We start from the raw sequence: 23720 nt of genomic DNA on the forward strand, positions 1-23720 counted from the left end.
GTCAGCGCGCCGCCCTGAATCGGCGCTCGACGAGCCGCAGCCCGAAAAGCAGCGCGTAGCCGGTCAACAGGTACATCGCCGTCGTCACCAGGTAGACCTCGACGATGCGGAAGGTGTTGAAATTGATCCACTGGGCGCCGTAGGTCAGCTCCGGTACCGAAATGACCGAGGCGATCGAAGTGTCCTTGAACAGCGAGATGAAGGTGTTGGACAGCGCCGGCAAGGTGATGCGCAGCATGGTCGGCAGGCGCACATGGACCAGCCGCTGCCACGGCGTCAGGCCAATCGCCTTGCCGGCGTCAAGCTGCCCACGTGGGACGGCTTCGAGCCCGGAGCGGAACACCTCGACCAGATAGGCGCCGCTATAGACCGATAGCGTCAAGATGAACGAGGTCGGGGCGCTGTAGGCGAGATCGACCACCGTCGGCAGGCCGTAGAACACCAGATAGACGAGCAAGATCAGCGGCACATTGCGGATGAATTCGACGTAGGCAGCGATGATTGTGCGCACCACGCGCCCGGCCGAGACGTACCAGACCGCCAGAACCAAGCCGATGACGATGCCGATAACGATCGAGATGACGGCCAGTTCGAGACTGAGCAGCAGTCCGCCCCACAGCTTGTCGAAATGCCGCCAGATCAGGTTGAAATTGAGGGCATAGCCCATGCGTCAGCCTCAGTGCGAAGGGCCGTCGAGGAGAAGCTGGCGGAAGGGCGCTGAATGCCGCCCTTCCGCCAACTGGATCAGATGACTGGAAAACCAGGATGGCGAGCTGGCGGCTCCTGTCCGAAGTAATCCTTGAACGCCGCGTCGTAGAGCGCCGTTTCGTGACCGAACATGGCGATGGTGAAGGTCTGATTGACGAAGGTCAGCCAGTCGAGATCGCCTTGCCGGAGTGCTGCACCGTACAGCATCGAGAACCAGCTCTTGCCGGCGTCGAAGTATTTGTCCGGATTGCGCGAGGCAAGCCAACGCACGGTCGAAAGATCCACCGCGGCAGCGTCGACACGCTTGGCTTCCAGTGCCTGCAACACGTTGGCCTGGGTGTCGATCTGCATCACCTGCGACTGCGGCAGAGCTATGTGCACCGATGCTTCGGCATCGACGTTCTGCAGGATCGAGACGCGTGTCGCCGAACCAGCGGCAAGCAATTTGTCGAAGGTCTTGTTCTCGGCGGTGGGAAGGGTCAGCAGCGCGACGCCTTCGACATAGTAAGGCCGGGAAAAGTTGATGAGCTGCGAGCGCTGGGCGCTCATCGTCATGAACTGGATGGTGATGTCAACCTTGTTGGTGGTGACGTTCGGAATGCGCTGCGCCGGATCCTGCATGACGAACTCGACCTTGGTCGGATCGTCGAAAAGGCCCTTGGCCAGGATACGTCCCATGGTGATGTCCATGCCGACCAGTTCGCCGGCATCGTTTTCGAAGTGCCAGGGCGCATTGGTGCTGCCAGTGCCGACAATCAGCTTGCCGCGGTCGAGCACGGTGCGCAGCAGGCTGTCGGATGCTGCCTGAGCGGCAGCCTTCTGGGCATCGACGGTTGCAAGCACGCCAGCCGTGGCCAGTCCCGCCATTCCAAATTTCAGAAAATCACGTCTTCCGGATGTGTCGTTCACGGCGACCTCCTTTCGTGTTGTGTTCCCCTATGCACAGGAAATTCACGCATCGTCGATTTTCAGAGCGATTGTCTCTTACAAGAGACGTATGTATCCTGTACAAGACGGATACTAGCACCAGGGATCGACAATGCAAGACGGCAATGCCCCAGCAGTTTCAGCCGACGAGAAGATTTCGGGCTCCCGCGAAAAAGGCCTCAACCGGGTCCTCGAGATCCTGGAATTTCTGCACACGACGCAGCGCGCGATCGGCATTGGCGATCTTGCCAAGGGGGTGAACGCACCCCGCTCGACGACCTACACGCTTGTGCGGTCGCTGGTGGATGCCGGCCTGCTGGAAATGGCCGGCGACGGCAATCGCGTCTATTTCGGCAAGAAGCTCTATCTCTACGGAATGGATTATGTGCGGGGCAACGACCTCTTGAGGCGCGGGCGTCAGGAGGTCGACAATCTATCGCGCGAAACGGGCGAGACCTCGGAACTGTGTATGCTGCAGAGCGGCCGCTATACGATCGTCCATTCAAGCCCGGGCACCAGGCCGTTCCGCATTAGCTCCGCCACCGGCCTGCAGATACCGCTGCCCTGGACCGCTTCGGGACGGCTGCTGCTGGCGGGCTTCCAACTGGCCCAGATCGAAGACATGGTGTCCGAAGACGATCTCGTCCTGCCGGACGGCCGCAGATTGCTTCTCAACGACTTCATCGCCGACATAGCGAAGGCCGAAGCCACAGGCTATTGCGTCACCTCGGGCCTTGTCGATGCGTACACGAAATGCCTCGCCGCGCCCGTCTTTTCAGGACCTGGCAAGGTCGAGGCGACGATGTGCCTGGTGGTTCCCATCGACACGTCCGAGGAGCGGACCGGCAGTCTCATCGGTCTGCTGCGCGACCGCGCCGCCAGGCTTTCGATCGCCGGATAGCCGCAAAGCGATCAGGATCGACCCCGGCTCCGCCTTCTCACGCAATGATGTCGGGGATGATCTTGTCTTCCAGCGCCATCAGCCGGTCCTTGAGGAACAGCTTCTTCTTTTTCATGCGCTGGATCTGCAGCGGGTCGCAGTTCGTGGCGATCATCGCGTTGATCGCCGCATCGAAATCGGCGTGTTCCTGCTTCAGCCGGGAAAATTCGAGGCGAATATCGGCCTGTTCCTGATCGGACATTCTTTAACCGTCTGCACGTCTGCGGCGCCCAAAAACTGGGCCTGATTGGGCGGGACCGGCAACTTCTGTCGCTGGCGCGCAGCCCATATCACATTTCACATTGTCGTGGAATGCTACCACGCAGCATTCGACATCGCCGTCGGATGGTGGCACAGTGTCATTGTGCCGTCACAGAAGCGAACCTGCGGTGGACGCGCCGTGACGGTTGCAATCGAGGAAAACCATGAAAGGGAGAACCAATCATGTCTCTTGCTTCCCATCTTGATGAGTTGCAGCGGAAACACGGCGACATCGAGCGCGAGATCGATGACGCGATGAACCACCCGTCGGTGGACGACCTTGAAATCGTGAATCTCAAGCGACGCAAGCTGGCACTCAAGGACGAGATTGAAAAACTGAGAGCACAACCGACAACGCATTGATGCCCTCCTGATATAGACGATCACGATCCACGGCCTTTGCCGGCGGCAATTGTCGCCGGTGTGGTGGGTTTTGATTTCCAGCGCGGCGATCGCCCAGGCTGGACATCCGTTCAGGTCAATTTTCGCTTCGGCCGTCGCCGGATCACGGATTGTTTTTGATCCCGGCGGCGGGCCAAATGCGGCCAGTGGCGACCTGTCGCCATTGACAAGCCATCTTTGCTCCTCCACCTCATGCCCGGACTTTAGCGCATCGGCCCGGGGCGTTTGTGTGCGTCCTAGCGGACGCATGACGCTCCAGAGACAAAAGGCTGCCGGGCATGACCGGATATTTTTCCTCTCCCTTCCCCCGCCGCACCTCGGTCGGCGTCGATGTCGGCGGCGTGGTCGTCGGCGGCGGCGCGCCGGTTGTCGTGCAGTCGATGACCAATACCGATACGGCCGATGTCGACCAGACGGTTGCGCAAGTTGCGGCGCTGCACCGCGCCGGCTCCGAGATCGTGCGCATCACCGTCGATCGCGACGAGAGCGCTGCGGCCGTGCCGCGCATCCACGAAAGGCTGGCGCGGCTTGGCGTCGACGTTCCGCTGGTCGGCGATTTCCACTATATCGGCCACAAGCTTTTGGCCGACCATCCGGCCTGCGCCGAGGCGCTGGCCAAATACCGCATCAATCCGGGTAATGTCGGCTTCAAGGACAAGAAGGATCGGCAGTTCGCGGCGATCGTCGAGATGGCGATCAAATATGACAAGCCGGTGCGCATCGGCGTCAACTGGGGTTCGCTTGACCAGGAGCTTTTGACCCGGCTGATGGACGACAACCAGGCCAAGGGCTTTCCGCTGACGGCGCAGGAAGTGACGCGCGAGGCGATCGTGCAGTCGGCGATCCTGTCGGCCGAAATGGCGGAAGAGATCGGCCTTGGTCGTGAAAAAATAATCCTGTCGGCCAAGGTCAGCGGCGTGCAGGACCTGATCGCCGTCTATACCGAGCTTGCCACCCGCTCCAACCACGCGCTGCATCTTGGCCTGACCGAGGCCGGCATGGGTTCGAAAGGCATCGTGGCCTCGTCCGCCGCCATGGGCATCCTGCTCCAGCAAGGCATCGGCGACACCATCCGCATCTCGCTGACGCCGGAGCCGAACGGCGACCGTACACGTGAGGTGCAGGTGTCGCAGGAACTGCTGCAGACGATGGGGTTCAGGCAGTTCGTGCCGATCGTCGCGGCCTGTCCGGGCTGCGGCCGAACGACCTCCACCGTGTTCCAGGAACTTGCCCAGAACATCCAGGCGGATCTCAGGAAGAACATGCCGGTGTGGCGCGAAAAATATCCCGGCGTCGAAAACCTCAAGGTCGCGGTGATGGGTTGCATCGTCAACGGCCCGGGTGAGTCCAAGCATGCCGATATCGGCATTTCGCTGCCCGGCACCGGCGAAACGCCAACGGCGCCTGTCTTCGTCGACGGCAAGAAGGCAGCGACGCTGCGCGGGCCGTCGATCGCGGCGGATTTCGAAAAAATGGTCGCAGACTATATCGAGCAACGGTTTGGTCGCGGCAAGGCCGCGGCCGAGTAGGCGTGATGCAGCGTTTCCTCTGGGTGGCGCTGATCTTGCTATGCGGAGTGGGCTGGTCGACGCTGGTTCAGGCAGACCCACCGCAATCCGCCAAGCAGCGGCTCATCGACAAGGTCTGCAACCTGATCCAGGCCCATGCCGACCAGAACGGCCTGCCCAGGGATTTCTTCGCCCGGCTGATCTGGAAGGAAAGTCGCTTCGATCCCAACGCCGTCAGTCCGGTCGGCGCCGAAGGCATCGCCCAGTTCATGCCGGGCACCGCCAAGATGCGCGGCCTTGCCAACTCCTTCGACATCAACCAGGCGATCCCGGCCTCGGCGAAATATCTCGCCGAGATGAAGGGCGCCTACGGCAACCTCGGCCTGGCGGCGGCCGCCTACAATGCCGGCGAAAGCCGGGTGTCGCGCTGGCTCGGTTCCGGCGGCTTCCTGCCGATGGAGACCGAGAGCTACGTATTCGACATCATGGGCGAGCCGGTCGATAAGTTCACCGATGCGGCCTATGCCGGAAAGGTCGAGCCGCTCGATCAGAAGGCAGATTTTGCCGTCGCTTGCCGCAGGCTGCCGGTGATCATGTCGCAGACCGTGGCGATGGCCTCGATCAACATAAAACCATGGGGCATCCAGGTGGCCGGCAACTTCCGCCGCAGCGCCGCGATCAGCCAGTGGCTGCGGGTCAGGAGCCGGTTTCCGGCCCTGCTCAGCGGGCATGATCCGGTGGTCAGCCGGGTGCGCACGCCGATCGGCCGGCGCGGCATCTACGCGGTCAGGATCGGTGTCGACGACCGCGCCGCCGCCAATGTCATCTGCCAGAAATTGCAAAGCGTCGGCGGAGCGTGCGTGGTGGTGCGCAACCGGTAGTCTGACCGTGGCGGGCAGGATGTTCTGACCGAAAAGGGGGCGCTGAAGTGAAAGCCAGCATCATTCTGCTCAATGGCGTCGGCAGTGCCGGCAAGAGCTCCATCGCCAGGGCGTTGCAACAGATCACCGCCGCGCCCTTCCTGCATGTCCAGATGGACACTTTCATCGAGATGCTGCCCAACGCCTTGCAGGACCATGCGGACGGCTTTTCCTATGAGACCATCCGGCAGGACGGCAAGCCTGCGGTCGTGATCAGAGCCGGACCGGTGGGGGCGCGAACCCTGCGCGGCATGCGCCACGCCATCGCCGCGATGGCCGGGCAAGGCAACAACCTCATCGTCGACGAGGTGCTCTGCAACGGTGAAATGTCCGAATATCTCGAACTGCTGTCGGCCTTCGACCTCCATGTGGTTGCTGTCCTGGCGCCGCTGGAGGTGCTGGAGGCGCGCGAAGCCCAGCGTGCCGATCGCATGTCGGGTCTGGCGCGCTGGCAATATGAGCGCGTGCACAAGGACATAGACTACGATCTCGAAGTCGACACCAGCCTGCTTACGCCGCTGGAATGTGCCCGTCGCATCCAGCAGAGATTTCAGCTATAGGCGACCGCCATGACCGACAGACTCTACAGCGATCCGGACCTCGTCCAGTTTTACGATATCGAGAATACAGGCGGCGACGATTTCAACTATTGCGTTGAATTCGCCGGCAATGCCCGCTCGGTTCTTGATCTCGGCTGCGGCACCGGGCAACTGGCCGCAGCGCTCAGCAAAGGACGCAACGTCACCGGCGTCGATCCTGCATCGCCGATGCTCGATGTCGGGCGCGGCAGACCCGACGGAAACAAGGTCGACTGGGTCGAGGGAGATGCGCGAACCGTTCGGCTCGGGCAGCACTTCGATCTGGTGCTGCTTACCGGACATGCCTTCCAGGTCTTCTTGACGGCCAAGGATCAGGCGGCGGTGCTGCGCACCATCGCCGTGCATCTCGCACCGGGTGGGCGCTTCATTTTCGACACCCGAAATCCCGCTGTTGAAGAATGGGGTGAATGGACGCCGCAGCGCTCCGAACGGATGCTGGCGCATCCCGGTCTCGGCACGGTCAAGGCCTGGAACGACGTTGAACGCGATGCCGCCACTGGCGTCGTCACCTATTCAACCTTCTATGAAATTCCAGGCGGCAGACCGGTTGTGGGCGCCGAATCGAAAATCGCTTTCCCGGAGAAGGAAGATCTTGCCAGGATGCTGGATGAGGCCGGCCTGCTGGTGGAGCAATGGCTCGGCGACTGGGGTGGCGAGCCTTATGTCGCCACTTCTCCCGAAATCATCCCGATTGGCCGGCTGCGCTGATCCGTCAGATCGGCAGCCAGGTTCGCCTTATGCCGTCTTCGCCACCACCGTCTCGCTGAGCCAGGTGCCGATTTTGGTGCCGAGGCGGTCGGGTGAGACCGGCTTGGGCAGATAGTCGTCCATGCCGGCCTCGATGCACTTGTCGCGATCGCCCTTCAGCGCGTGCGCGGTGACGCCGATGATCGGGATGTGGGTGCCCGACGAGGTCTCCATCGCCCGGATGGCGCGGGTCGCTTCGTAGCCGTTCATCTCAGGCATCGAGACGTCCATCAGGATCAGCCTGGGGCGCAGCGCCCGGTACATCTCGACTGCCGTGCGGCCGTTGCCGGCGATGCGATAGCTGAGGCCAAGGCCGTTGAGGATCTGGCCGAAAACCAACTGGTTCACGTCGTTGTCCTCGGCAATGAGGATATCGATCGGACCGTTAAGAGTGGCCGTCGATTCCGGTGCTGCGGCGACCGGCATCGCAGGGCCGCGGATGACGGTGAAAGCGGGTGGCGCTGCCGGGGGAACCGGCACGATCGGTTCGCGGACGAACTGCGCCTTGCCGACCTGCGAGCGGGCCCTCTGGATGACCGAGATGACGGTGCCGAGCAGGACCGCGGAGCGCGCCGGCTTGGTCAAATGCGCGGCGATGCCGAAGTCGATGATCATCTTGCCGAAATCGACCTGGTCGACCGAGGTCAGCAGCACCACCGGAATGGAAGCCAGCCGGCTGTCGGACGCAATGGCCCTGGCAACATCGGCGCCGTTCATGCCCGGCATCTGGTAGTCGAGGATGATGCAGTCGACGGCAGCGCCCAGCTGGAAAGCGCGATCGAGAAAGGCCAGGCCCACCGCGCCGCTTTCGGCGGCGGCACAGTCGAAGCTCCAGCTTCTCAGCTGCTCGAGCAGGATTTCACGGTTGACCGGATTGTCGTCGATGACCAGCACGCGCGCGCCGGTGACGTCGACCGGCACGATTTCGTCGCGCGCCGCGGCGTGGTGCGCCGGCAGCGGCACCGCGAACCAGAACACGGAGCCGCGGCCGATCTCGCTTTCGACGCCGATCTTGCCAGTCATCAGATCGACGAGGCGTGCGGCAATGGCGAGGCCGAGGCCGGTGCCCTCGTGACGACGGGTCGACGAACCGTCGACCTGGGCGAATTTCTCGAACACGTTCTGCAGTTTCTCGGCCGGTATGCCGATGCCGGTGTCCTCGACGCGGACCTTGAGCTGGACCACGTCGTTGACGATCTCGCCGCCGACATCGATCAGCACATGACCCTTTTCGGTGAACTTCACCGCATTGCCGAGCAGGTTGGTGACGATCTGCCGGAACCGTCCGGCGTCGCCGACGACGTAGGCCGGCAGCCGCGGGTCGACGCGCACGATCAGTTCGAGGTTCTTCTCGGCGACGCGCGCCGATACCAGCGTCGCCACGTCCTCGACCGCCTCGGAGAGACGGAAGGGAGCCGGATCGAGGGTGAGCTGGCCAGCGTTGATCTTGGAGAAATCGAGGATGTCGTTGATGATTGTGAGCAACGCGTTGCCGGATTTGACGATGACGTCGGTGAAGGTTTTTTGGCGTGCGGTCAGGTCGGTCTTGGCCAGCAGCTCGGCCATGCCGAGCACGCCGTTCATCGGCGTGCGGATTTCGTGGCTCATATTGGCCAGGAATTCCGACTTGGCGCGGTCGGCGGCCTCGGCCTTGAACAGGGATTCGGCGGATTCGGCAAAGGCGCGTCGGATGGCCACTTCCATAGGGCGGAAGATCCAGAAGGCGACGATGGCAAGGGCGGCGAACAAGATGCCGCTCGCCCACAGCAGCAGCCTGTCGCTGGAGACATCGGCGAGATGGCGCTCGTCGTCCATGGCGGTGCGGACGCGGACCAGCATGGGCTGGGCGAACAGGTCATTCTGGTTGCGGATTTCGCGATAGCTCCATTCATCGACCTTCTGCGCCATCGACATCAGGTTGAAGTTGCGCACCATGTCGCGCGGCGACCAGAACAGGTCGCCGTTGACGGAAGCGGTTTCAAGCTCGTTGATGGTCTTCACGGAAAGGCGCGGCTTGATCGCGGCAAGCTGGGCGGTCAGCGTTTCGATCTCGCCGGTCAGGCGCTCCGAATGGCCGCGCGCCGATGAGGTGAGCGCATCGCGCGTCTCCGCCCGCCAGGCGGTGCCGGTCGTCTCGGCAAAGCTGGTCGCGTTGCGCAGGTCGCGGGTGAAGACGACGAGGTTGCTGCTCAGCGCATCGATGTCGTGGCGAAAGGAATTGACCCGATCCAGCGCAATCACGATGGCGGCGGAAGCCAGCGCAAAGATCAGCAACCCTGAAATATAGCGGACCCGGACTGACCGGATGAAGGACGAATATTCCGGCATGCGCAACCCCAACACATACGCATCATTTTAATGACCGGGATTACGCTTCATTTACATTAAAATTTCGTGTGGACGCGAACCATGCGCTGACGCAGGTGCTCGAACGGGTGGCAGAAACGCTGTCGGCAAGTCGGCTTGATTGTATCCGGCCTGAAACAGACCGACAGCGATCCGGCTTAAGGCCGAAACGAAAGGATCATATCGATGGTCACCAACAACTAAGCGCCCAAGGACTCAAGCACCCAGAAAGCCTTCGCCACGGCCAGTTTCGCCATCGTGGCCTCGAAGATGGCGAGCGGCATCCACCTTATTGGAGGCATGATTTGCCGCCAGGGTTCCCTGCGATGGAGGCGATCATGCTCATGGAGACCTCGATCGCCAGATGCGGAAGACGCAAGCCGCTTCAGCAACCGGCTGTAAGACACCAAGACGAGACTACTGATGGCGTCAGCCGGAGTAACGAAGTGTAACCGGGTTCCCGCTACAACAAGGCTCAAATCACGCAAGATCGCCGATCGATCCGATCAGGATTGCAACGGCCTTGCCCAATGGAAGTCGCCGCCATGGACATCGCTCCGAACAATCATACGAACAGCCATCTGATGATGACACGGCGCTTTGCGCCTCTCTTCTGGACGCAGTTCCTATCTGCCTTCAACGACAATTTCCTCAAGAACACGCTGGTGTTCCTTATTCTGTTCACGCTGGCGGCGGACAAGGCGGCGTCACTGGTCACCCTGGCCGGCGCCGTCTTCATGGCACCCTTCCTGCTCTTGTCCGCCCTTGGCGGCGAGATCGCCGATCGCTTCGACAAAGCCCTCATCGCGCGTCGGCTGAAATTCACCGAGATCGCGGCTGCTGGCGTCGCGGTCGTCGGCATCTCGCTGTCGTCGATCCCGGTGTTGATGGTGGCGTTGCTGATGTTCGGCATCATCTCGGCGCTGTTCGGACCGATCAAGTACGGGATCCTGCCGGATCATCTCGAGCGCAAGGAATTGCCCGGCGCCAACGCATGGATCGAATCGGCTACCTTCGCCGCCATACTCGGTGGCACCATCGCCGGCGGCGTCGTGTCGGCCGATGGCATAGGCGTCTCGGTCTTCGGGCCGATCATGATGATCCTTGCGGTCGGTTGCTGGTTTGTCAGCCGCTACATCCCTTCAACCGGTTCTGCGGCTCCGGACCTCGTCATCGACAAAAACGTCTTCCGCTCGACCTGGCGGCAGGTCAACGGATTGCGTGGCGACAAGCGGATCTGGCGCGCCGGACTGATGACGTCGTGGTTCTGGCTGATCGGCGCCATTGTTCTTTCGATCCTGCCGACCTTGATCAAGGATTCGCTCGGCGGCAACGAGATCGCAGTGACTGCCTATCTCGCGGTGTTCGCCGTTTCGATCGCCATCGGCTCGGCCATTGCCGCGTGGATGTCGCAGGGACGCATCGTGCTTCTGCCCGCGCCGGTCGGCACGGCGCTCCTGGCGCTGTTCGGGCTGGACCTGGCCTGGACCATCTGGAGCATGCAGCCTTCGCCCAGGACTGAGACCCTTACCCTTTTCTTCGCCGGGCCAAACACGATCCGTGTCGCGATCGACCTCGCCGGCATGGCGATTGCCAGCGCATTCCTCGTGGTGCCGACCTTTGCCGCCGTCCAAGCCTGGTCGCCTGAAGAGCGCCGCGCTCGCGTCGTCGCCGCCGTCAGCATCGTCAACGCCGGCTTCATGACGGTCGGTGGCATACTCGTTGCCGCGATCCAGGCCGCCGGCGTCTCCACCGGAGCCATCCTGTTCGGCCTCGCCGCGGCCAACGCCGTCGCCGCCTGGCTTATGCTGAAATTCCTGCCGACGAATGCTTTCCGCGATTTCGTCTCCATCCTGTTCCGAGCTTTCCATCGGCTGGAAGTCGAGGGCATGGAAAACCTCAAGGCGGCGGGCAAGGCGCCGATCCTGGCGCTCAACCATGTCAGCTTCCTCGATGGCCCGCTGGCCTTGACCCTGACCGATGAGGAGCCGGTCTTCGCCATCGACCACACCATCGCCCAGGCCTGGTGGATGAAGCCGTTCATGAAACTGGCCCGCGCGCTGCCGCTCAACCCGTCCAAACCGATGTCGACCCGCACGCTGATCAAGATCGTTCAGGGCGGCGATCCGCTGGTCATCTTCCCGGAAGGCCGCATCACCGTCACCGGCGGCCTGATGAAGGTCTATGACGGCGCCGCCATGGTCGCCGACAAGACCGGCTCGATGGTGGTGCCGGTGCGCATCGACGGGCTGGAGAAGAGCTATTTTTCGCGGCTGACCTCGCAGCATGTGCGCCGCCGGCTGTTCCCGAAGGTCAAGGTGACCATCCTTGAGCCGGTCAAGCTGGAAGTGCAGCAGGAGTTGAAGGGCCGCAAGCGTCGCGCCGCGGCGGGCGCCGCCCTCTATCAGGTCATGTCGGACCTCGTCTTCCGTACCCAGGACATCGACAAGACGGTGCTGGAAAAGATCATCCAGACGGCGAACGAACGCGGCATGAGAGAGCTCGCCGTGCAGGATCCTGTCACCGGTTCGCTGAGCTACGGCAAGCTGCTCACGGCCGCCGCAGTGCTCGGCGAGAAATTCCAGAACCTCTATGCCGGTCAGCAGACGCTCGGCATCATGCTGCCGAACGCCAACGGCTCATGCGCGACGCTGCTCGGCGTCATGTCAGCCGGCAAGGTTCCGGCGATGATGAACTTCACCGCAGGTGCGGCCAACATCCTGTCCGCCTGCAAGGCCGCCGAAGTGCGCACCGTGCTCACCTCGCGTGCCTTCATCGAACAAGCCAAGCTGGGCGGTGTCATCGAAGAGATCGGCCGCTCGGTCGACATCGTCTGGCTCGACGATTTGCGCGGGACCGTCGGCCTCAAGGACAAGCTGCTCGGCTTGCTGCGCAAGAGCACGCCACGCGCGCGGCGCAAGCCCGACGATGCCGCAGTGATCCTGTTCACCTCGGGTTCGGAAGGCACGCCGAAGGGCGTCGTGCTTACTCACCGCAACATCCTGGCCAATGCCGCCCAGGCCGCCTCGCGCATCGACTTCCATTCGGGCGACAAGGTGTTCAACGTGCTGCCGATCTTCCATTCGTTCGGCATGACGGCGGGCACGGTGCTGCCGCTGATCTCCGGCGTGCCGGTCTATTTCTACCCCTCGCCGCTGCACTACCGCATCGTGCCGGAACTGATCTACGCCTCGAACGCGACGATCATCTTCGGCACCGATACGTTCCTCGCCGGCTATGCGCGCACCGCGCACCCCTATGACTTCCGCTCGATACGCTATTGCTTTGCCGGCGCGGAGCCGGTCAAGGCAGCAACGCGCATGACCTATATGGAGAAGTTCGGCGTGCGCATCCTCGAGGGTTACGGCGTCACCGAAACAGCACCTGTGATCTCGATCAACACGCCGATGTACAACCGCTCCGGAACCGTCGGCAAAATCATGCCCGGCATGGAATATCGCCTCGATCCGGTGCCCGGTGTCGACGATGGCGGACGGCTTTTCGTGCGTGGGCCCAATGTCATGGCCGGCTATCTCAGGGCCGAGAAGCCGGGTGTGCTCGAACCACTCGAAGACGGCTGGCATGACACCGGCGACGTCGTCGCCGTCGACGACGTCGGCTTCATCACCATTCGCGGCCGGGCCAAGCGCTTTGCCAAGATCGGCGGCGAGATGATCTCGCTGGCTGCTATCGAGGCGCTGGCCGGCGAATTGTGGAAAGGCTCGCTTTCGGCGGTCGCCACCGTGCCGGATGCGCGCAAGGGCGAAAAGCTGATCCTGATCACCGAGGCCGCCGACGCCACGCGCGCCGAATTCCTGACCTTCGCCAAGGCGAACGGCGCCATGGACCTGATGGTGCCGGCCGAAGTGCGCGCCGTTGCGAAAGTGCCGGTCCTCGGTTCCGGCAAACTCGACTTCGCCGCTGTGACCAAAATGGTGCGCGACGAAGAGGAGATGAAGATCAAGGTGGCTTGAAGCGCTTGAACATCGACTGATATCTCAGACCGCCAGCGAGTAGCCCAGATCACGCAACGGCAGTCGGCGCACGCGCTCTCCGGTGGCGGCGAAGATGGCGTTGCCCAGCGCGGGCGCCAGCGCCGGGAAAGCAGGTTCGCCCATGCCGGTCGGTGGATTGTCCGACTGGATGAAATAAGCATCGATCGTCATTGGTGCGAAAGGCATGCGCAGGATCGGATAAGCATTGTAATTCTGCTCCTGCACGCGGCCGTTTTCGATGTTGATCTTGAGACCTATGGCCGTTGAGAGTGCGTCGGTCGACGCTCCCTGCGCCTGGGCTTCGGACCCTGCCATGTCAATGATAGGGCCGACATCGAGCACCACCACGATGCGCGCGATCTTGATCCGCTTGTCGGCGTCCACACTGATCTCAATCGACTGTGCTACATGGCCGGCGTGGGAATAGCACCAGGCCAGGCCCAAACCGCTCCCATTCGCCAACTTCTTGCCCCACCCGGCCTTTTCGGAGCACATCCTGATCACGTCGGTGGCCCGCTTGGGGCTGAAGTTGACGCTTTTGTCCTTGGGCGCCAGATCAGGCACGTCGCGGTTCACGGCGTCGATGAGGAAATCGACATGATCGCGGCCGGAAGCGAGCGACAGTTCGTGCATGAAGCTCTGGGCAGCGAAGACCTGGGCATTGTCGCCCGGCGCGCGCCACGCCCCGGTGGGAATCTTCAAGGGGAACATTGTCTTGGCGCGGCGCAGATTGGGCGCCTTGATCGAATATCTCAGATTGTCGGTGAGGTTGGCGCCCGTGGCTTCCTTCTTGCCGTCGGCGGTGAAGGTGATGAAATGTTCCTGCCAGGCGTCGAGCCTGCCGCCTCTGTCGATCGCGCCCTTGAACTGATGGCAGCCGGCGGGCCGGTAGAAATCGTGGGCGAAATCGTCTTCGCGGGTCCATTGCAGCTTAACCGGGGCACTGACCTTCTTGGCGATAGCCGCTGCCTCGCAGGCATAGTCATTGACCAGCCGCCGTCCGAAGCCGCCGCCGACGCGGGTCTGGTGCATCACGACTTTCTCCGGCGGAATGTCTGCAGCCTTTGCAATCAGCGGCAAGCCGCGATCGGGCTGTTGGGTAGGCACCCACATCTCCATCACCCCGTCATGGTAGTGCGCCGTGGTGTTCATCGGCTCAAGCGGCACATGGGCGGCGAAAGGATACTCGTAATAGGCCTCCACGGTTTTGGCGGCATTGCCGAAGGCCCTGTCCACGTCGCCGACATTGTCGTCGGGCTTTTCCGGGAAATTTGTCGCCAGCTTCCTGGCCTGGGCCGAGAATTGCGACGTGGAGTCTCTCGAGGCCATGCTCAGGTCCCAATCCACCTGAAGCTTGTTCTTGGCCTGGAAAGCGCTCCAGGTGTCCCTGGCGACGATAGCCACGCCCGGCATCACTTCGACCGCCATGCCCGTGCCGTCCACGGCGAAGGCGTCGAGCACGCCGCGTTGTGCCTTGATCTCGTCGATGTTGAAGGATTTGACCTTGCCGCCCGCCTCCGGACATTTGGTGTAGGTCGCATAGACCATGCCGGGGAGTTGAACATCGATGCCGAACAGCGGCTGGCCACTGACGACCTTGGGATCGTCAACACCGCGATAGCGCTTGCCTATCAGCGATACTCGGCGCGAACCTTCAGCTTCAAGCTCTTGGGATCGGGCACCGGCATTTTCGACGCCGCGGCGGCAAGTGACCCATAGGTTGCGGACCGACCGCTGGCGGCATGGGTCAAGATCGAGTCCCTGGCGGTGATCTGCGATGGGTCCACCTTCCATTGCCCGGCCGCTGCGGCGATGGGCATCGCCTTGGCGCCGGCACCGGCCTGACGCAGCTGGTCCCAGGCATGCGGGATGGATGTCGAACCGCCCGCGCCTTGACTGCCATAGACCTTGGGATTGATGTCCGCCTGCTCCATCACGACGTGGCTCCAATCGGCGTCGAGTTCATCGGCAATGATGACGCCGAAGGAGGTCTTGATGCCCTGGCCGATCTCCGGGCATTTGGAATAAATTGTGATCGTGTTGTCCGGGGCGATACGGATGAAAGCGTTCATCGCCTGGTCCTTGGTGCTTGCCGTATCGACGTTCGCACCATCGGCCGCGAACGCTGCGTCTCCAAGGTGAAAGCCCAGCACCAGCCCCGCTACGCCCGCGCCGGCCAACTTGAAGAAGGTGCGTCGTCCCATTGTAACCGACTCACTGGTCGGCGGGACCGAACGGACCTCGCGTATCAGCGCCGAGAGATAGGCATCGGACTGGGCAAAGTTGGACTGAATGTCAGCCATTGGGTACTTCCTTAAATTGCTGGGCCGCCTGCTTTCGCAGACCGGCCACATCCTTGCCTGCCAAATGCGCGCCTTCGGCACCAAACCGGGCAGTGACATAGTTGGCCACGGCCGCGATGTCGTCGTCCGAATAGCCCTCACCAAAGGCCGGCATGAAGATCGAGCCTTCGGTGGTCTTGCGGTTGACGCCATTGATGATCGTCTGCGCTACATTGGTGGCACTGGGGTCGTTCACCGCGCGCACGCCGGTCAGAGTGGCATAGCCGGAGACGGGACTCACGCCGGTCCAGTCGTGGCAGCTGGCGCAGGCGCCGGCGAAGAGCTTTTCACCACGCGAATTGACATCCGCCGCTACACCCTCCTTGTACGACGCCGGCGCTGCGGTCGTGACCGTGCGGGGCAGGTCACTCGCATGGGCGGGTATGCTGCGCAGGTACGCCATCAAGGCATGGGTGTCGTCGGGCAACAGATAGCTCAGGCTGTCATCGGTGGCCTCACCCATCGGCCCAGCAGCGCCGCCATGACCGTTGGCATGACCGGTGGAAAGATACGAATAGAGATCCTGGTCGCTCCAGTCGCCGATGCCTGAAGCCTTTTCGCCGGTGACGTTGTAGGCGCGCCAGCCCGCGGTGAGCGCGCCGGCGAATTTGCCGTGATTGTCCAGCCCATATGCCAGGTTGTGCGGTGTATGGCATTCGCCGCAATGGCCCAATGCCTCGGCAAGATAGGCGCCTCTGTTCCATTGCGGGCTCTGGCCGGCGTTGGGGCGGAAACGATTGTCGGGATTGAACATGACATCCCAGAGCACCAGCAGGCTGCGCTGGCTGAAGGGCCAGGAAAGCTGGTCTTGCCTTGTTGGGGCGTGCACCGGCGCCAGCGAGAAGAGGTACGCCTTGATGGCCAGCGCGTCGGCGTCCGCCATGTAGGTGTAGGAGCTGTAGGGCATGGCGGGATAGAGCTTTTCGCCGTCGGCGCGAATGCCCTTGTGCAAAGCGGCCAGGAACTGCGCATCAGTGTAGTTGCCGATGCCGGTTTGCTTGTCCGGTGTGATGTTGGTGGAATAGATCGTGCCGAACGGCATGTTGAAGGCGAAACCTCCCGAGAAGGGCGCGCCGCCCGGCGCGGTATGGCAGGCCTGGCAGTCCGCGGCATGAGCGAGGTATTCGCCGCGCTTGACCAGATCGGCACTGGCGAGCTGGGCCGGAACACCGGTGATATCGGCGCCACGGTAATCCGCCAGCGCAACGGTCGAGCCGCCGGCAAAGGACATCGGATCGCGGCCGAGAAACAGCCAGCCGACGAAACCAAGCGCCGCGATGACAACGACAGCAAAGACAATGCCGGTGATTTTCTTCATGGTCAGGCCGGTTTGGCGGCGGCGTTCTTGATCGCTCGCCGGATGCGGATATAGGTCCCGCAGCGGCAGAGATTGCCCGCCATGGCCGCGTCAATGTCGGAATCGTCGGGTTGCGGGTTGCTGTCCAGCAGCGCCGTGGCCGACATGATCTGGCCGGCCTGGCAATAGCCGCATTGCGGCACTTCGGCTTCCATCCAGGCCTGCTGGACCTTGGCGCCATTGGGCGTGGCGCCAATCCCTTCAATGGTGACGACGGCGCGGGTGCCGACATCGCCAATGGTCAGTTGGCAGGAACGCACAGGCTTGCCGGCCACATGCACCGTGCAAACGCCGCATTGGGCGATGCCGCAACCATATTTGGTGCCGACCAGATTGAGATGGTCGCGTAGCACCCACAGAAGCGGCATGTCTTCCGGTACATCGACCGTGCGCGATTGTCCGTTGACCGTAAGGGTAACCATATGTCCATCCCTGCCTGACCATGAAGCCGTCGCATAAGCGCGTCTTCAAATTGTAGGGGGCCGGAGCTCCGCAGGTAGGATCGGTTGGATCACATTTAAGGGATCGCCGCCGGGCGGGCCCGCGCAATCGGCAACTGAGCGGTCTATTTGCAAAGTTGAAAGCAGTGGCGGCGGGGCCGCCTCCTTGTGCGTCCCGGATCCCCATTGTCTGGAGACGGCTGCGACGGATTTTGCAATCCGTTCGGGCCGACGTCTTGGTTGGCCCCGCGTCAGTTGTTACGGGTCGCCACGAATGTCGCCGCTTCTTTCAGCAGCGCCGCCTGCTCCCCGTAAGGCGCGAGCAATTCATGCGCCTGGTCGATGAGCCCTTGTAACTGGCTGCGCGCCCAGTTCGCGCCGTGCAGCGCCACCAGCGTCGCCTTGCCGGCGGCGGCATCCTTGCCGGTCGCCTTGCCCATCTGGCTGGCATCGGCGGTCAAATCGAGCAGGTCGTCGGCAAGCTGGAAGGCAAGGCCGATCGCCGAGCCGAATTCGGCCAGCCGCTCGCGGTCCTCGGCCGGGGCGCCGGCGACCAGCGCGCCCGCCTCGCAGGCGAAGCGGATCAGCGCGCCCGTCTTCATCGCCTGCAACCGGATGATGCCGGCCTCGTCCGGCGGTGCCTGTTCGGCTTCGAGGTCGAGCTTCTGGCCGCCGACCATGCCGCCGGCACCGGCCGCGCGGGCCAGCGCCAGCACCAGGGCTGCGCGCCGCTCAGCCGGCAGCATGGTCGCCTCGTCGGCAATGATGTCGAAGGCCAGCGTCAGCAAGGCGTCGCCGGCCAGGATGGCGGTTGCCTCGTCGAAGGCCTTGTGCACCGTCGGCTGGCCGCGACGCAGATCATCGTCGTCCATGGCGGGCAGATCATCGTGGATCAGCGAATAGCAATGCACGCATTCAAGGGCGGCCGCGACGCGCAGTGCTGCCTCGCCGTCGGCTGAAAAAAGGGCGGCACTCTCCATGACCAGGAAAGGGCGCAGGCGCTTGCCGCCGTTCAGCACGCCGTGGCGCATCGCCGCCATCAGGCGGTCGGGCCGCGCGATCTCGCCCGAAAGCGCGCGGTCGTCGAGCAACTGCCGCAGCAGCACTTCGACGGCGGCCGCCCGTCTGATGAGCGCCATTTCGAACGCCATTTCTTCCTCATTCGTCATGGTCGGGACCGGTAGCCGACACTCAGACGTTGCGCAAGAAGCCAAGCGCCATTATGCCGGAGCAAGGGAGAAGCACGGGTTGGGCGGCTTGGCGGAACCGATCGTCGATCATGAAACCGAAAAGCTGGACATGGCGACCAGATCGCGGAGCGTGAACCGCCGCGGTCTCAAGCGCTGGGTCCGGCGCGGCATCGTCGTGGCCGCGGTGCTGGCACTTATACCAACCGTGCTGACGTTCCTCTATCTGCCGTCCTTCGTGCACCCGGTCTCGACGCTGATGCTGAAGGACCTGGCGACATTCTCCGGCTATGACCGCCGCTGGGTGTCGATCGATGATGTCGCTCCGGTGCTGGCCAATTCGGTCATCATGTCGGAGGACGGGCAGTTCTGCTTTCATCGCGGCGTCGATCTCGGCGAACTGAGGGGCGTCGTCGACGATGCGCTGGCCGGCGAAGCAACGCGCGGCGCCTCGACCGTCACCATGCAGACGGTCAAGAACCTCTTTCTCTGGTCACGGCCGCTAGGCTCGGTGCGCAAGGTGGTCGAATTGCCGCTGGCCGTCTATTTCGACGCGGTGATGTCGAAACGGCGCATCATGGAGATCTATCTCAACATCGCCGAGTGGGGGCCGGGTATCTATGGCATCGAAGCCGCCGCACAGCACCATTTCGGCGTTTCGGCAAAACAATTGTCGCGACGGCAGGCCGCCCTGCTCGCCGTCTCCTTGCCTAATCCGATCGCCCGCAATCCGGCAAAGCCCGGGCCTGGCCTGAGACGGCTTGCCAACCTGATCGAGCGGCGGGCCGGCCGATCCGGCGCCTATGTCGGGTGTCTGCAGTAGCCAGCTCAAAAAAATTCGCGGCAGTGCTGGCCAAAACGGCGTAGGGCGTGTATAGGCACCCGACTTTCTCAGATTCCGGCCCCGACACGGCCCTTTCACGAGGGCGGGCGGGGCTTTTTGACCATGTAATGGAGCATATCCATGGCCGTTCCGAAACGAAAAACCTCTCCGTCCAAGCGCGGCATGCGCCGCTCGGCCGACGCCCTCAAGGCCCCGACCTATGTCGAGGACAAGAATTCCGGCGAAATGCGCCGTCCGCACCACATCGACCTGAAGACCGGCATGTATCGCGGCCGCCAGGTGTTGACGCCCAAGGAAAGCTGAGACCAGCTTTTCGACGTTTTGAGCTTTCGAAAGACCGGCCAGTGGCCGGTCTTTTGCGTTGGGTGGGCCGATAACCGGGCGGCTTGCGTTGGCGCTTGGCCGCTCAGCCAAACGCCAAATGCCGGGCGTGGGCGATATTCATCTGGATCGTCGCGCCGGGGGCTGACATGGTTGTTGCATCCGGTCTTCGACCGTGTTCGTGGCATTTTACGAAAATTCTTGACGGCGTGCCTGTGGCGCATTCTACAGAGATTGCCCCCATATGGAGACGCCAGATGTTCGGTGCCGTCCCGCTTTTGATCGTGCCTTTCGTGCTCTACAATCTCGGCCTGCTCGGAATATTCGGCGGCGGCGACGATCCGTGGGCGAGCGAAATCTTCTCCTTCCGCATGATGTCGGGCGGGGTGTTCTCGATGACGCTCGGCGACCTGATAGTGCTGATCGGGCTGATCTCCCTTTTCGCCGAAATGGTGAAGTCGGCGCGCACGACCAGCGCCTCGATCATGGACCATCTGTTGTCGACGCTGGTCTTCGTCGCGTTCCTGGTCGAGTTCCTGCTGGTGAAGGGCGCGGCACATTCCATCTTCTTCACACTGATGGTCATCGCGCTGTTCGATGTGCTGGCGGGGTTTGCGGTGTCGATGCGGTCGGCGAGCAGAGACATCAATCTGAATTAAGGCTGCAAATGGCGGCCTCCTGTGCTTCCGGTGCTCAAAAGTACGCTCCGCGGTTTGCTAAAGCTCAGCCCGGATCGGCAGTGAAGCCGGCCGCTTCGATGCCGGCGATGGCGGCCGCTTCGTCATTGTCCGACGTATCGCCGGAAATGCCGACGGCGCCGATGATGGCACCCGCCTTGTCGCGGATCAGCACACCGCCGACGACCGGCAGCACGCGGCCGCCAGACACGTCCGAGATGCCGGCGACGAGATGCGGGCGCTCCTTGGCGAAAGCCTCGACGCGGCGCGAGCCCATGCCGATGGCGAGCGCGCCATAGGCCTTGCCGGCCGACATTTGCGGGCGCAGGAACGAGGCGCCGTCCTGGCGCTGGAAGGCGACCAGATGTCCGCCGGCGTCAAGCACCGAGACGCCGAGCGGCTTGAGCTTGAGGTCCGCGCCCCGGGCAAAGGCGGCATCGATGATTTGCCTGGCTTTTTCGAGCGGCAGTGCGGTCATGGCAGTCTCCTGATTAAAACGCGCCGATCATCAACCGTCGACGGGCACGGCAAAATCCCGGTTTCGGTTGAAATTGCATCGCATGAAGAGGTGGAATGGAACGATCCGGATATGGCGTTGCCATTTTGCAGCTTCCAGACCGGCAGTCGATGGTGCCGGCCGGCAGCGCTATTTCTTCTTGGCGCGGACCGGCTTCTTGGCGGGTGCCGCCGGTGCGTTGGCAAGGTCTTCCGCTTCCTTGGCGAGACGCAGCGCCCGCAGCTTGTTGGTCTTGACCTGGCGGGCGTCGCTCTCGGCGACGTATTCGGCCATCGCCTTCTGGCGGACGGTTGCCGCCTCTTCCTGCTTTTTGAAACGCAGGTCAGCACGCGCGCGGGCAGCATCCCGAGAGTTCTCAACCAAGACCTTATCCAATCCCGTGAATTGTGATTTTCCGCCCCTTCTAGCAGAGCCGGGCCCCAAACGGGAAAATATGTTGGTCAAGCGGCCGGGCTGGCGCCGGGGGCCTTGCTGGCGACCACGGCCTCATAGGCGGCCTGCAAGGTCGCACGCACAGAAGGGCCAGCCGATGTATCGAGCGGCATACCGAGATGCTCGTGGCGCAACTCTTCCATGAACTTATCCCACATCTGCGGCCCGCCATTCTCCAGAAGCTCGGCGCGGATCGAGAGTTCCGCACTGACCGGCAACCAGACGCGGCCCCATGCGCCGAGATGGGCCAGGATCGGCACCAGGGTGATGGCCATCTCGGTCAGGCTGTAGATCGCCTTCTGCTTGTGGCTGGGGTCGTCGGCCTTGGTCAGCATGCCCAACTGCATCAGCCGCTTCAGCCTGTCGGCGAGGATGTTGGAGGCAATGCCTTCCATCGATCCGTTGAGCAGCTCGCGAAAGTGGCGCCTGCCGCCGAAGATCATGTCGCGAAGGATGATCAGGCTCCAGCGGTCGCCGAACACTTCGAGCGACAGGTTGATCGGGCATCCGGACCGGCGATCCATGCTCATGAGACTTTTCTCCGCAAAACCGGTTGCATTATCATATCAGTTTTACTATCGTGCAACCGATTGCAAAACGCAATCAGTATTGCTGAGGAGGAGACTGAGCCATGACAACCATCGAGCGCCCCAAGATCGTATCCGAGGCCTTTGGCGATCCGGCAAACCCGCCGCTGTTGCTGATCATGGGATCGATGGCCTCGATGCTCTGGTGGCCGGACGCGTTGTGCCGGAAACTGGCCGATGGCGGCCTGTTCGTGATCCGCTATGACAATCGCGATACCGGCCGTTCGACCAAATATCCGCCGGGCGAGCCGCCCTACACATTCGACGACATGGCCGACGACGCTATGCGTGTTCTCGACGACCACGGCGTCGGCAAGGCGCATGTCGTCGGCATGTCGATGGGCGGCATGATCGCCCAGCTTGTGGCCCTCTGGCACCCGTCCCGTGTCGCTTCGCTGACCGTGATCAGCAGCTCGCCCTTGGGGATCGACACATCGCATCTGCCACAAACGAGCGATGCCTATGTCAAGCATTCGGCCGACGGCGCGAAAGTCGATTGGTCGGATCGTGGCCAGGTGGTCGATTTCATGGTCAAGGATACGCGGGCGATCACAAGCACCGCGCACCCGTTCGATGAGACCGGGATGCGGGCCTTCATCGAACAGGATTACGATCGATCCGGCGGTTTGCTGAACGCGACCAACCACTTCATGGTCAAGGGCGGCGACGCATGGAAGGGCCGGCTGCGCGAGATGACGGCGCCGCTGCTGGTCATCCATGGCACCACCGATCCGATCTTTCCGGTCGAGCACGGCGAGGCACTGGCCGAGGCCGTCGCCGGTGCGAAAATTCTTCGGATCGAAGGCGGCGGCCACGAGCTGCACCCGGACGACTGGACGGTGATGGTCGCCGCCATCGTCGATCACACTCAGGACAATTGAGCCACCCTGCGCGGGCCTTGACGAGCAAGGCCTGCCGCAATAGTTAAGTAAATGCTTCAGTGTTTAATCCTGGCGAGCAGCACGACACCGACCACCGGCGCATTCCCAAACAGACGAGCAAAAAATGTCCCTGACGCTTCATTTCCATCCGCTGGCCTCGTTCTGCTGGAAGCCGCTGATCGCGCTGTATGAGAACGGCATACCGCTCACGCCGGTCATCGTCGATCTCGGCGACAGCGAGTCGCGCGCGGCCTTCCTGAAGATTTCGCCGACCGGCAAGATGCCGGCCCTGCGCGACGATGCGCGCGACCGCACGGTGCTGGAATCGACCATCGTCGTCGAATACCTGGCCGCTCACTATCCGGGGCCGGTAGACCTCGTCCCGGCCGACATCGACCTGGCGCTGGCGGTCCGGCAGTCCGATCGTTTCTATGATTTCTATGTGCAGGAACCGATGCAGAAGATCGTCGGCGACCGGTTGCGGCCGCAGGACAAGACCGATCTGTTCGGCGTCGAGCAGGCCCGCGCCCAGTTGCGCAATTCCTACGCCATTGTCGAAGAGGACATGCAGACGAAGACCTGGGCGGTGGGCGACGCCTTCAGCATGGCTGATTGCTCGGCGTCTCCCGCACTCTTCTACGCCAACAAGGTCGAGCCGTTCGGCGACAAATACCCGGCCGTGAAGCGATACCATGACCGCCTGGTGCAGCGCTCCGCTTTCGCCCGCGTGATCGAGGAGGCGCAGCCCTACTTCAAGTTCTTTCCCTACAACAACGGCTGAT

At 62.6% G+C, this 23720-nt stretch carries 24 protein-coding genes; 12 read left to right on the forward strand and 12 right to left on the reverse strand.

Translation table 11 applies throughout. The features are described from left to right. Window position 1: 1 nt before the first annotated feature. Entirely contained in the window at window positions 2-667 is a 666-nt protein-coding gene (locus tag AC1DZU_RS12585) for an amino acid ABC transporter permease (protein WP_477284998.1), read from the reverse strand. Window positions 668-744: 77 nt separating this feature from the next. Continuing rightward, window positions 745-1617, reverse strand: a complete 873-nt coding sequence (locus AC1DZU_RS12590) for a transporter substrate-binding domain-containing protein (protein WP_095089400.1) — start codon at window positions 1615-1617, stop codon at window positions 745-747. Between the two features lie 130 nt (window positions 1618-1747). On the opposite strand from AC1DZU_RS12590, the gene AC1DZU_RS12595 reads away from it, so the two are divergent. Continuing rightward, on the forward strand, window positions 1748-2536 hold the full coding sequence (locus tag AC1DZU_RS12595) for an IclR family transcriptional regulator (RefSeq protein ID WP_477285001.1): 789 nt from the start codon (window positions 1748-1750) through the stop codon (window positions 2534-2536). A 37-nt stretch (window positions 2537-2573) separates the two neighbouring features. Here the strand turns inward: AC1DZU_RS12595 and AC1DZU_RS12600 are convergent, their stop codons facing one another. Continuing rightward, window positions 2574-2777: a YdcH family protein gene (locus AC1DZU_RS12600; RefSeq protein ID WP_095089397.1), complete on the reverse strand. Its 204-nt coding sequence runs from the start codon at window positions 2775-2777 to the stop codon at window positions 2574-2576. Window positions 2778-3019: 242 nt separating this feature from the next. Between AC1DZU_RS12600 and AC1DZU_RS12605 the strand changes: the two genes are divergently transcribed. The 5 genes from AC1DZU_RS12605 (at window position 3020) to AC1DZU_RS12625 (ending at window position 6973) form a co-directional block, all read left to right on the forward strand. Further along, a complete protein-coding gene (locus tag AC1DZU_RS12605; RefSeq protein ID WP_027023510.1) occupies window positions 3020-3199 on the forward strand; it encodes a YdcH family protein in 180 nt (59 codons plus the stop codon). Between the two features lie 317 nt (window positions 3200-3516). Continuing rightward, entirely contained in the window at window positions 3517-4767 is a 1251-nt protein-coding gene (ispG, locus tag AC1DZU_RS12610; protein WP_095089394.1) for a flavodoxin-dependent (E)-4-hydroxy-3-methylbut-2-enyl-diphosphate synthase, read from the forward strand. 5 nt (window positions 4768-4772) lie between these two features. After that, a complete protein-coding gene (locus AC1DZU_RS12615; protein ID WP_477285003.1) occupies window positions 4773-5627 on the forward strand; it encodes a transglycosylase SLT domain-containing protein in 855 nt (284 codons plus the stop codon). A 47-nt stretch (window positions 5628-5674) separates the two neighbouring features. Next, window positions 5675-6226 carry a phosphotransferase-like protein gene (locus tag AC1DZU_RS12620; RefSeq protein ID WP_477285005.1) on the forward strand — a complete coding sequence of 184 codons (552 nt, stop codon included), beginning with the start codon at window positions 5675-5677 and terminating at the stop codon, window positions 6224-6226. A gap of 9 nt (window positions 6227-6235) precedes the next feature. After that, a complete protein-coding gene (locus tag AC1DZU_RS12625) occupies window positions 6236-6973 on the forward strand; it encodes a class I SAM-dependent methyltransferase (protein ID WP_477285007.1) in 738 nt (245 codons plus the stop codon). Between the two features lie 27 nt (window positions 6974-7000). Here AC1DZU_RS12625 and AC1DZU_RS12630 read toward each other — a convergent pair whose 3' ends face one another. Next, window positions 7001-9340, reverse strand: coding sequence for a response regulator (locus AC1DZU_RS12630; protein ID WP_477285009.1), 2340 nt, complete (start codon window positions 9338-9340; stop codon window positions 7001-7003). 563 nt (window positions 9341-9903) lie between these two features. On the opposite strand from AC1DZU_RS12630, the gene AC1DZU_RS12635 reads away from it, so the two are divergent. Next, the gene (locus AC1DZU_RS12635) at window positions 9904-13332 is read left to right on the forward strand and encodes an acyl-[ACP]--phospholipid O-acyltransferase (protein ID WP_477285012.1); all 3429 of its coding nucleotides are present in this window, start codon (window positions 9904-9906) and stop codon (window positions 13330-13332) included. 24 nt (window positions 13333-13356) lie between these two features. On the opposite strand, the gene AC1DZU_RS12640 is transcribed toward AC1DZU_RS12635, so the two are convergent. From AC1DZU_RS12640 to AC1DZU_RS12660, 5 genes are all read right to left on the reverse strand, one after another. Further along, window positions 13357-14901 carry a xanthine dehydrogenase family protein molybdopterin-binding subunit gene (locus AC1DZU_RS12640; RefSeq protein ID WP_477285014.1) on the reverse strand — a complete coding sequence of 515 codons (1545 nt, stop codon included), beginning with the start codon at window positions 14899-14901 and terminating at the stop codon, window positions 13357-13359. 83 nt (window positions 14902-14984) lie between these two features. Next, complete coding sequence (locus AC1DZU_RS12645) at window positions 14985-15656, reverse strand: molybdopterin cofactor-binding domain-containing protein (RefSeq protein WP_477285016.1); 672 nt, start codon at window positions 15654-15656, stop codon at window positions 14985-14987. Further along, window positions 15649-17013, reverse strand: a complete 1365-nt coding sequence (locus AC1DZU_RS12650; protein WP_477285018.1) for a c-type cytochrome — start codon at window positions 17011-17013, stop codon at window positions 15649-15651. The genes AC1DZU_RS12645 and AC1DZU_RS12650 overlap by 8 nt, the downstream gene beginning before the upstream one ends. Before the next feature lie 2 nt (window positions 17014-17015). After that, on the reverse strand, window positions 17016-17474 hold the full coding sequence (locus tag AC1DZU_RS12655) for a (2Fe-2S)-binding protein (RefSeq protein ID WP_477285020.1): 459 nt from the start codon (window positions 17472-17474) through the stop codon (window positions 17016-17018). Window positions 17475-17743: 269 nt separating this feature from the next. After that, window positions 17744-18661 (reverse strand): polyprenyl synthetase family protein, encoded by a 918-nt coding sequence (locus tag AC1DZU_RS12660; protein ID WP_477285022.1) that lies wholly within the window; start codon window positions 18659-18661, stop codon window positions 17744-17746. 79 nt (window positions 18662-18740) lie between these two features. On the opposite strand from AC1DZU_RS12660, the gene AC1DZU_RS12665 reads away from it, so the two are divergent. From AC1DZU_RS12665 to AC1DZU_RS12675, 3 genes are all read left to right on the forward strand, one after another. Next, window positions 18741-19502 (forward strand): biosynthetic peptidoglycan transglycosylase, encoded by a 762-nt coding sequence (locus AC1DZU_RS12665; RefSeq protein WP_477285024.1) that lies wholly within the window; start codon window positions 18741-18743, stop codon window positions 19500-19502. Window positions 19503-19643: 141 nt separating this feature from the next. Further along, the gene (gene rpmF, locus AC1DZU_RS12670) at window positions 19644-19826 is read left to right on the forward strand and encodes a 50S ribosomal protein L32 (RefSeq protein ID WP_008834724.1); all 183 of its coding nucleotides are present in this window, start codon (window positions 19644-19646) and stop codon (window positions 19824-19826) included. 275 nt (window positions 19827-20101) lie between these two features. Further along, window positions 20102-20503, forward strand: coding sequence for a hypothetical protein (locus tag AC1DZU_RS12675; RefSeq protein ID WP_477285026.1), 402 nt, complete (start codon window positions 20102-20104; stop codon window positions 20501-20503). 64 nt (window positions 20504-20567) lie between these two features. Here AC1DZU_RS12675 and AC1DZU_RS12680 read toward each other — a convergent pair whose 3' ends face one another. From AC1DZU_RS12680 to AC1DZU_RS12690, 3 genes are all read right to left on the reverse strand, one after another. Next, entirely contained in the window at window positions 20568-20999 is a 432-nt protein-coding gene (locus AC1DZU_RS12680) for a GlcG/HbpS family heme-binding protein (RefSeq protein ID WP_095089624.1), read from the reverse strand. A gap of 168 nt (window positions 21000-21167) precedes the next feature. Continuing rightward, window positions 21168-21401, reverse strand: a complete 234-nt coding sequence (locus tag AC1DZU_RS12685) for a hypothetical protein (RefSeq protein ID WP_184875736.1) — start codon at window positions 21399-21401, stop codon at window positions 21168-21170. A 77-nt stretch (window positions 21402-21478) separates the two neighbouring features. Then, window positions 21479-22000, reverse strand: a complete 522-nt coding sequence (locus AC1DZU_RS12690; protein ID WP_477285029.1) for a winged helix-turn-helix transcriptional regulator — start codon at window positions 21998-22000, stop codon at window positions 21479-21481. 101 nt (window positions 22001-22101) lie between these two features. Between AC1DZU_RS12690 and AC1DZU_RS12695 the strand changes: the two genes are divergently transcribed. After that, the gene (locus tag AC1DZU_RS12695; protein ID WP_477285031.1) at window positions 22102-22938 is read left to right on the forward strand and encodes an alpha/beta fold hydrolase; all 837 of its coding nucleotides are present in this window, start codon (window positions 22102-22104) and stop codon (window positions 22936-22938) included. A gap of 124 nt (window positions 22939-23062) precedes the next feature. Next, on the forward strand, window positions 23063-23719 hold the full coding sequence (locus AC1DZU_RS12700) for a glutathione S-transferase family protein (RefSeq protein ID WP_477285033.1): 657 nt from the start codon (window positions 23063-23065) through the stop codon (window positions 23717-23719). Window position 23720 lies beyond the last annotated feature (1 nt).

Source organism: Mesorhizobium sp. P2_A12, from assembly GCF_056405075.1.

What these genes read in the sequence shown, in the direction of transcription:
- AC1DZU_RS12625 (WP_477285007.1), top strand. Translation starts at nt 6,236, where the DNA reads ATGACCGACAGACTCTACAGCGATCCGGACCTCGTCCAGTTTTACGAT.
- rpmF (WP_008834724.1), top strand. Translation starts at nt 19,644, where the DNA reads ATGGCCGTTCCGAAACGAAAAACCTCTCCGTCCAAGCGCGGCATGCGC.
- AC1DZU_RS12595 (WP_477285001.1), top strand. Translation starts at nt 1,748, where the DNA reads ATGCAAGACGGCAATGCCCCAGCAGTTTCAGCCGACGAGAAGATTTCG.
- AC1DZU_RS12585 (WP_477284998.1), bottom strand. Translation starts at nt 667, where the DNA reads ATGGGCTATGCCCTCAATTTCAACCTGATCTGGCGGCATTTCGACAAG.
- AC1DZU_RS12650 (WP_477285018.1), bottom strand. Translation starts at nt 17,013, where the DNA reads ATGAAGAAAATCACCGGCATTGTCTTTGCTGTCGTTGTCATCGCGGCG.
- AC1DZU_RS12645 (WP_477285016.1), bottom strand. Translation starts at nt 15,656, where the DNA reads ATGGCTGACATTCAGTCCAACTTTGCCCAGTCCGATGCCTATCTCTCG.
- AC1DZU_RS12600 (WP_095089397.1), bottom strand. Translation starts at nt 2,777, where the DNA reads ATGTCCGATCAGGAACAGGCCGATATTCGCCTCGAATTTTCCCGGCTG.
- AC1DZU_RS12640 (WP_477285014.1), bottom strand. Translation starts at nt 14,901, where the DNA reads ATGGTCTATGCGACCTACACCAAATGTCCGGAGGCGGGCGGCAAGGTC.
- AC1DZU_RS12695 (WP_477285031.1), top strand. Translation starts at nt 22,102, where the DNA reads ATGACAACCATCGAGCGCCCCAAGATCGTATCCGAGGCCTTTGGCGAT.
- ispG (WP_095089394.1), top strand. Translation starts at nt 3,517, where the DNA reads ATGACCGGATATTTTTCCTCTCCCTTCCCCCGCCGCACCTCGGTCGGC.
- AC1DZU_RS12655 (WP_477285020.1), bottom strand. Translation starts at nt 17,474, where the DNA reads ATGGTTACCCTTACGGTCAACGGACAATCGCGCACGGTCGATGTACCG.
- AC1DZU_RS12680 (WP_095089624.1), bottom strand. Translation starts at nt 20,999, where the DNA reads ATGACCGCACTGCCGCTCGAAAAAGCCAGGCAAATCATCGATGCCGCC.
- AC1DZU_RS12690 (WP_477285029.1), bottom strand. Translation starts at nt 22,000, where the DNA reads ATGAGCATGGATCGCCGGTCCGGATGCCCGATCAACCTGTCGCTCGAA.
- AC1DZU_RS12675 (WP_477285026.1), top strand. Translation starts at nt 20,102, where the DNA reads ATGTTCGGTGCCGTCCCGCTTTTGATCGTGCCTTTCGTGCTCTACAAT.
- AC1DZU_RS12605 (WP_027023510.1), top strand. Translation starts at nt 3,020, where the DNA reads ATGTCTCTTGCTTCCCATCTTGATGAGTTGCAGCGGAAACACGGCGAC.
- AC1DZU_RS12615 (WP_477285003.1), top strand. Translation starts at nt 4,773, where the DNA reads ATGCAGCGTTTCCTCTGGGTGGCGCTGATCTTGCTATGCGGAGTGGGC.
- AC1DZU_RS12660 (WP_477285022.1), bottom strand. Translation starts at nt 18,661, where the DNA reads ATGACGAATGAGGAAGAAATGGCGTTCGAAATGGCGCTCATCAGACGG.
- AC1DZU_RS12630 (WP_477285009.1), bottom strand. Translation starts at nt 9,340, where the DNA reads ATGCCGGAATATTCGTCCTTCATCCGGTCAGTCCGGGTCCGCTATATT.
- AC1DZU_RS12635 (WP_477285012.1), top strand. Translation starts at nt 9,904, where the DNA reads ATGGACATCGCTCCGAACAATCATACGAACAGCCATCTGATGATGACA.
- AC1DZU_RS12700 (WP_477285033.1), top strand. Translation starts at nt 23,063, where the DNA reads ATGTCCCTGACGCTTCATTTCCATCCGCTGGCCTCGTTCTGCTGGAAG.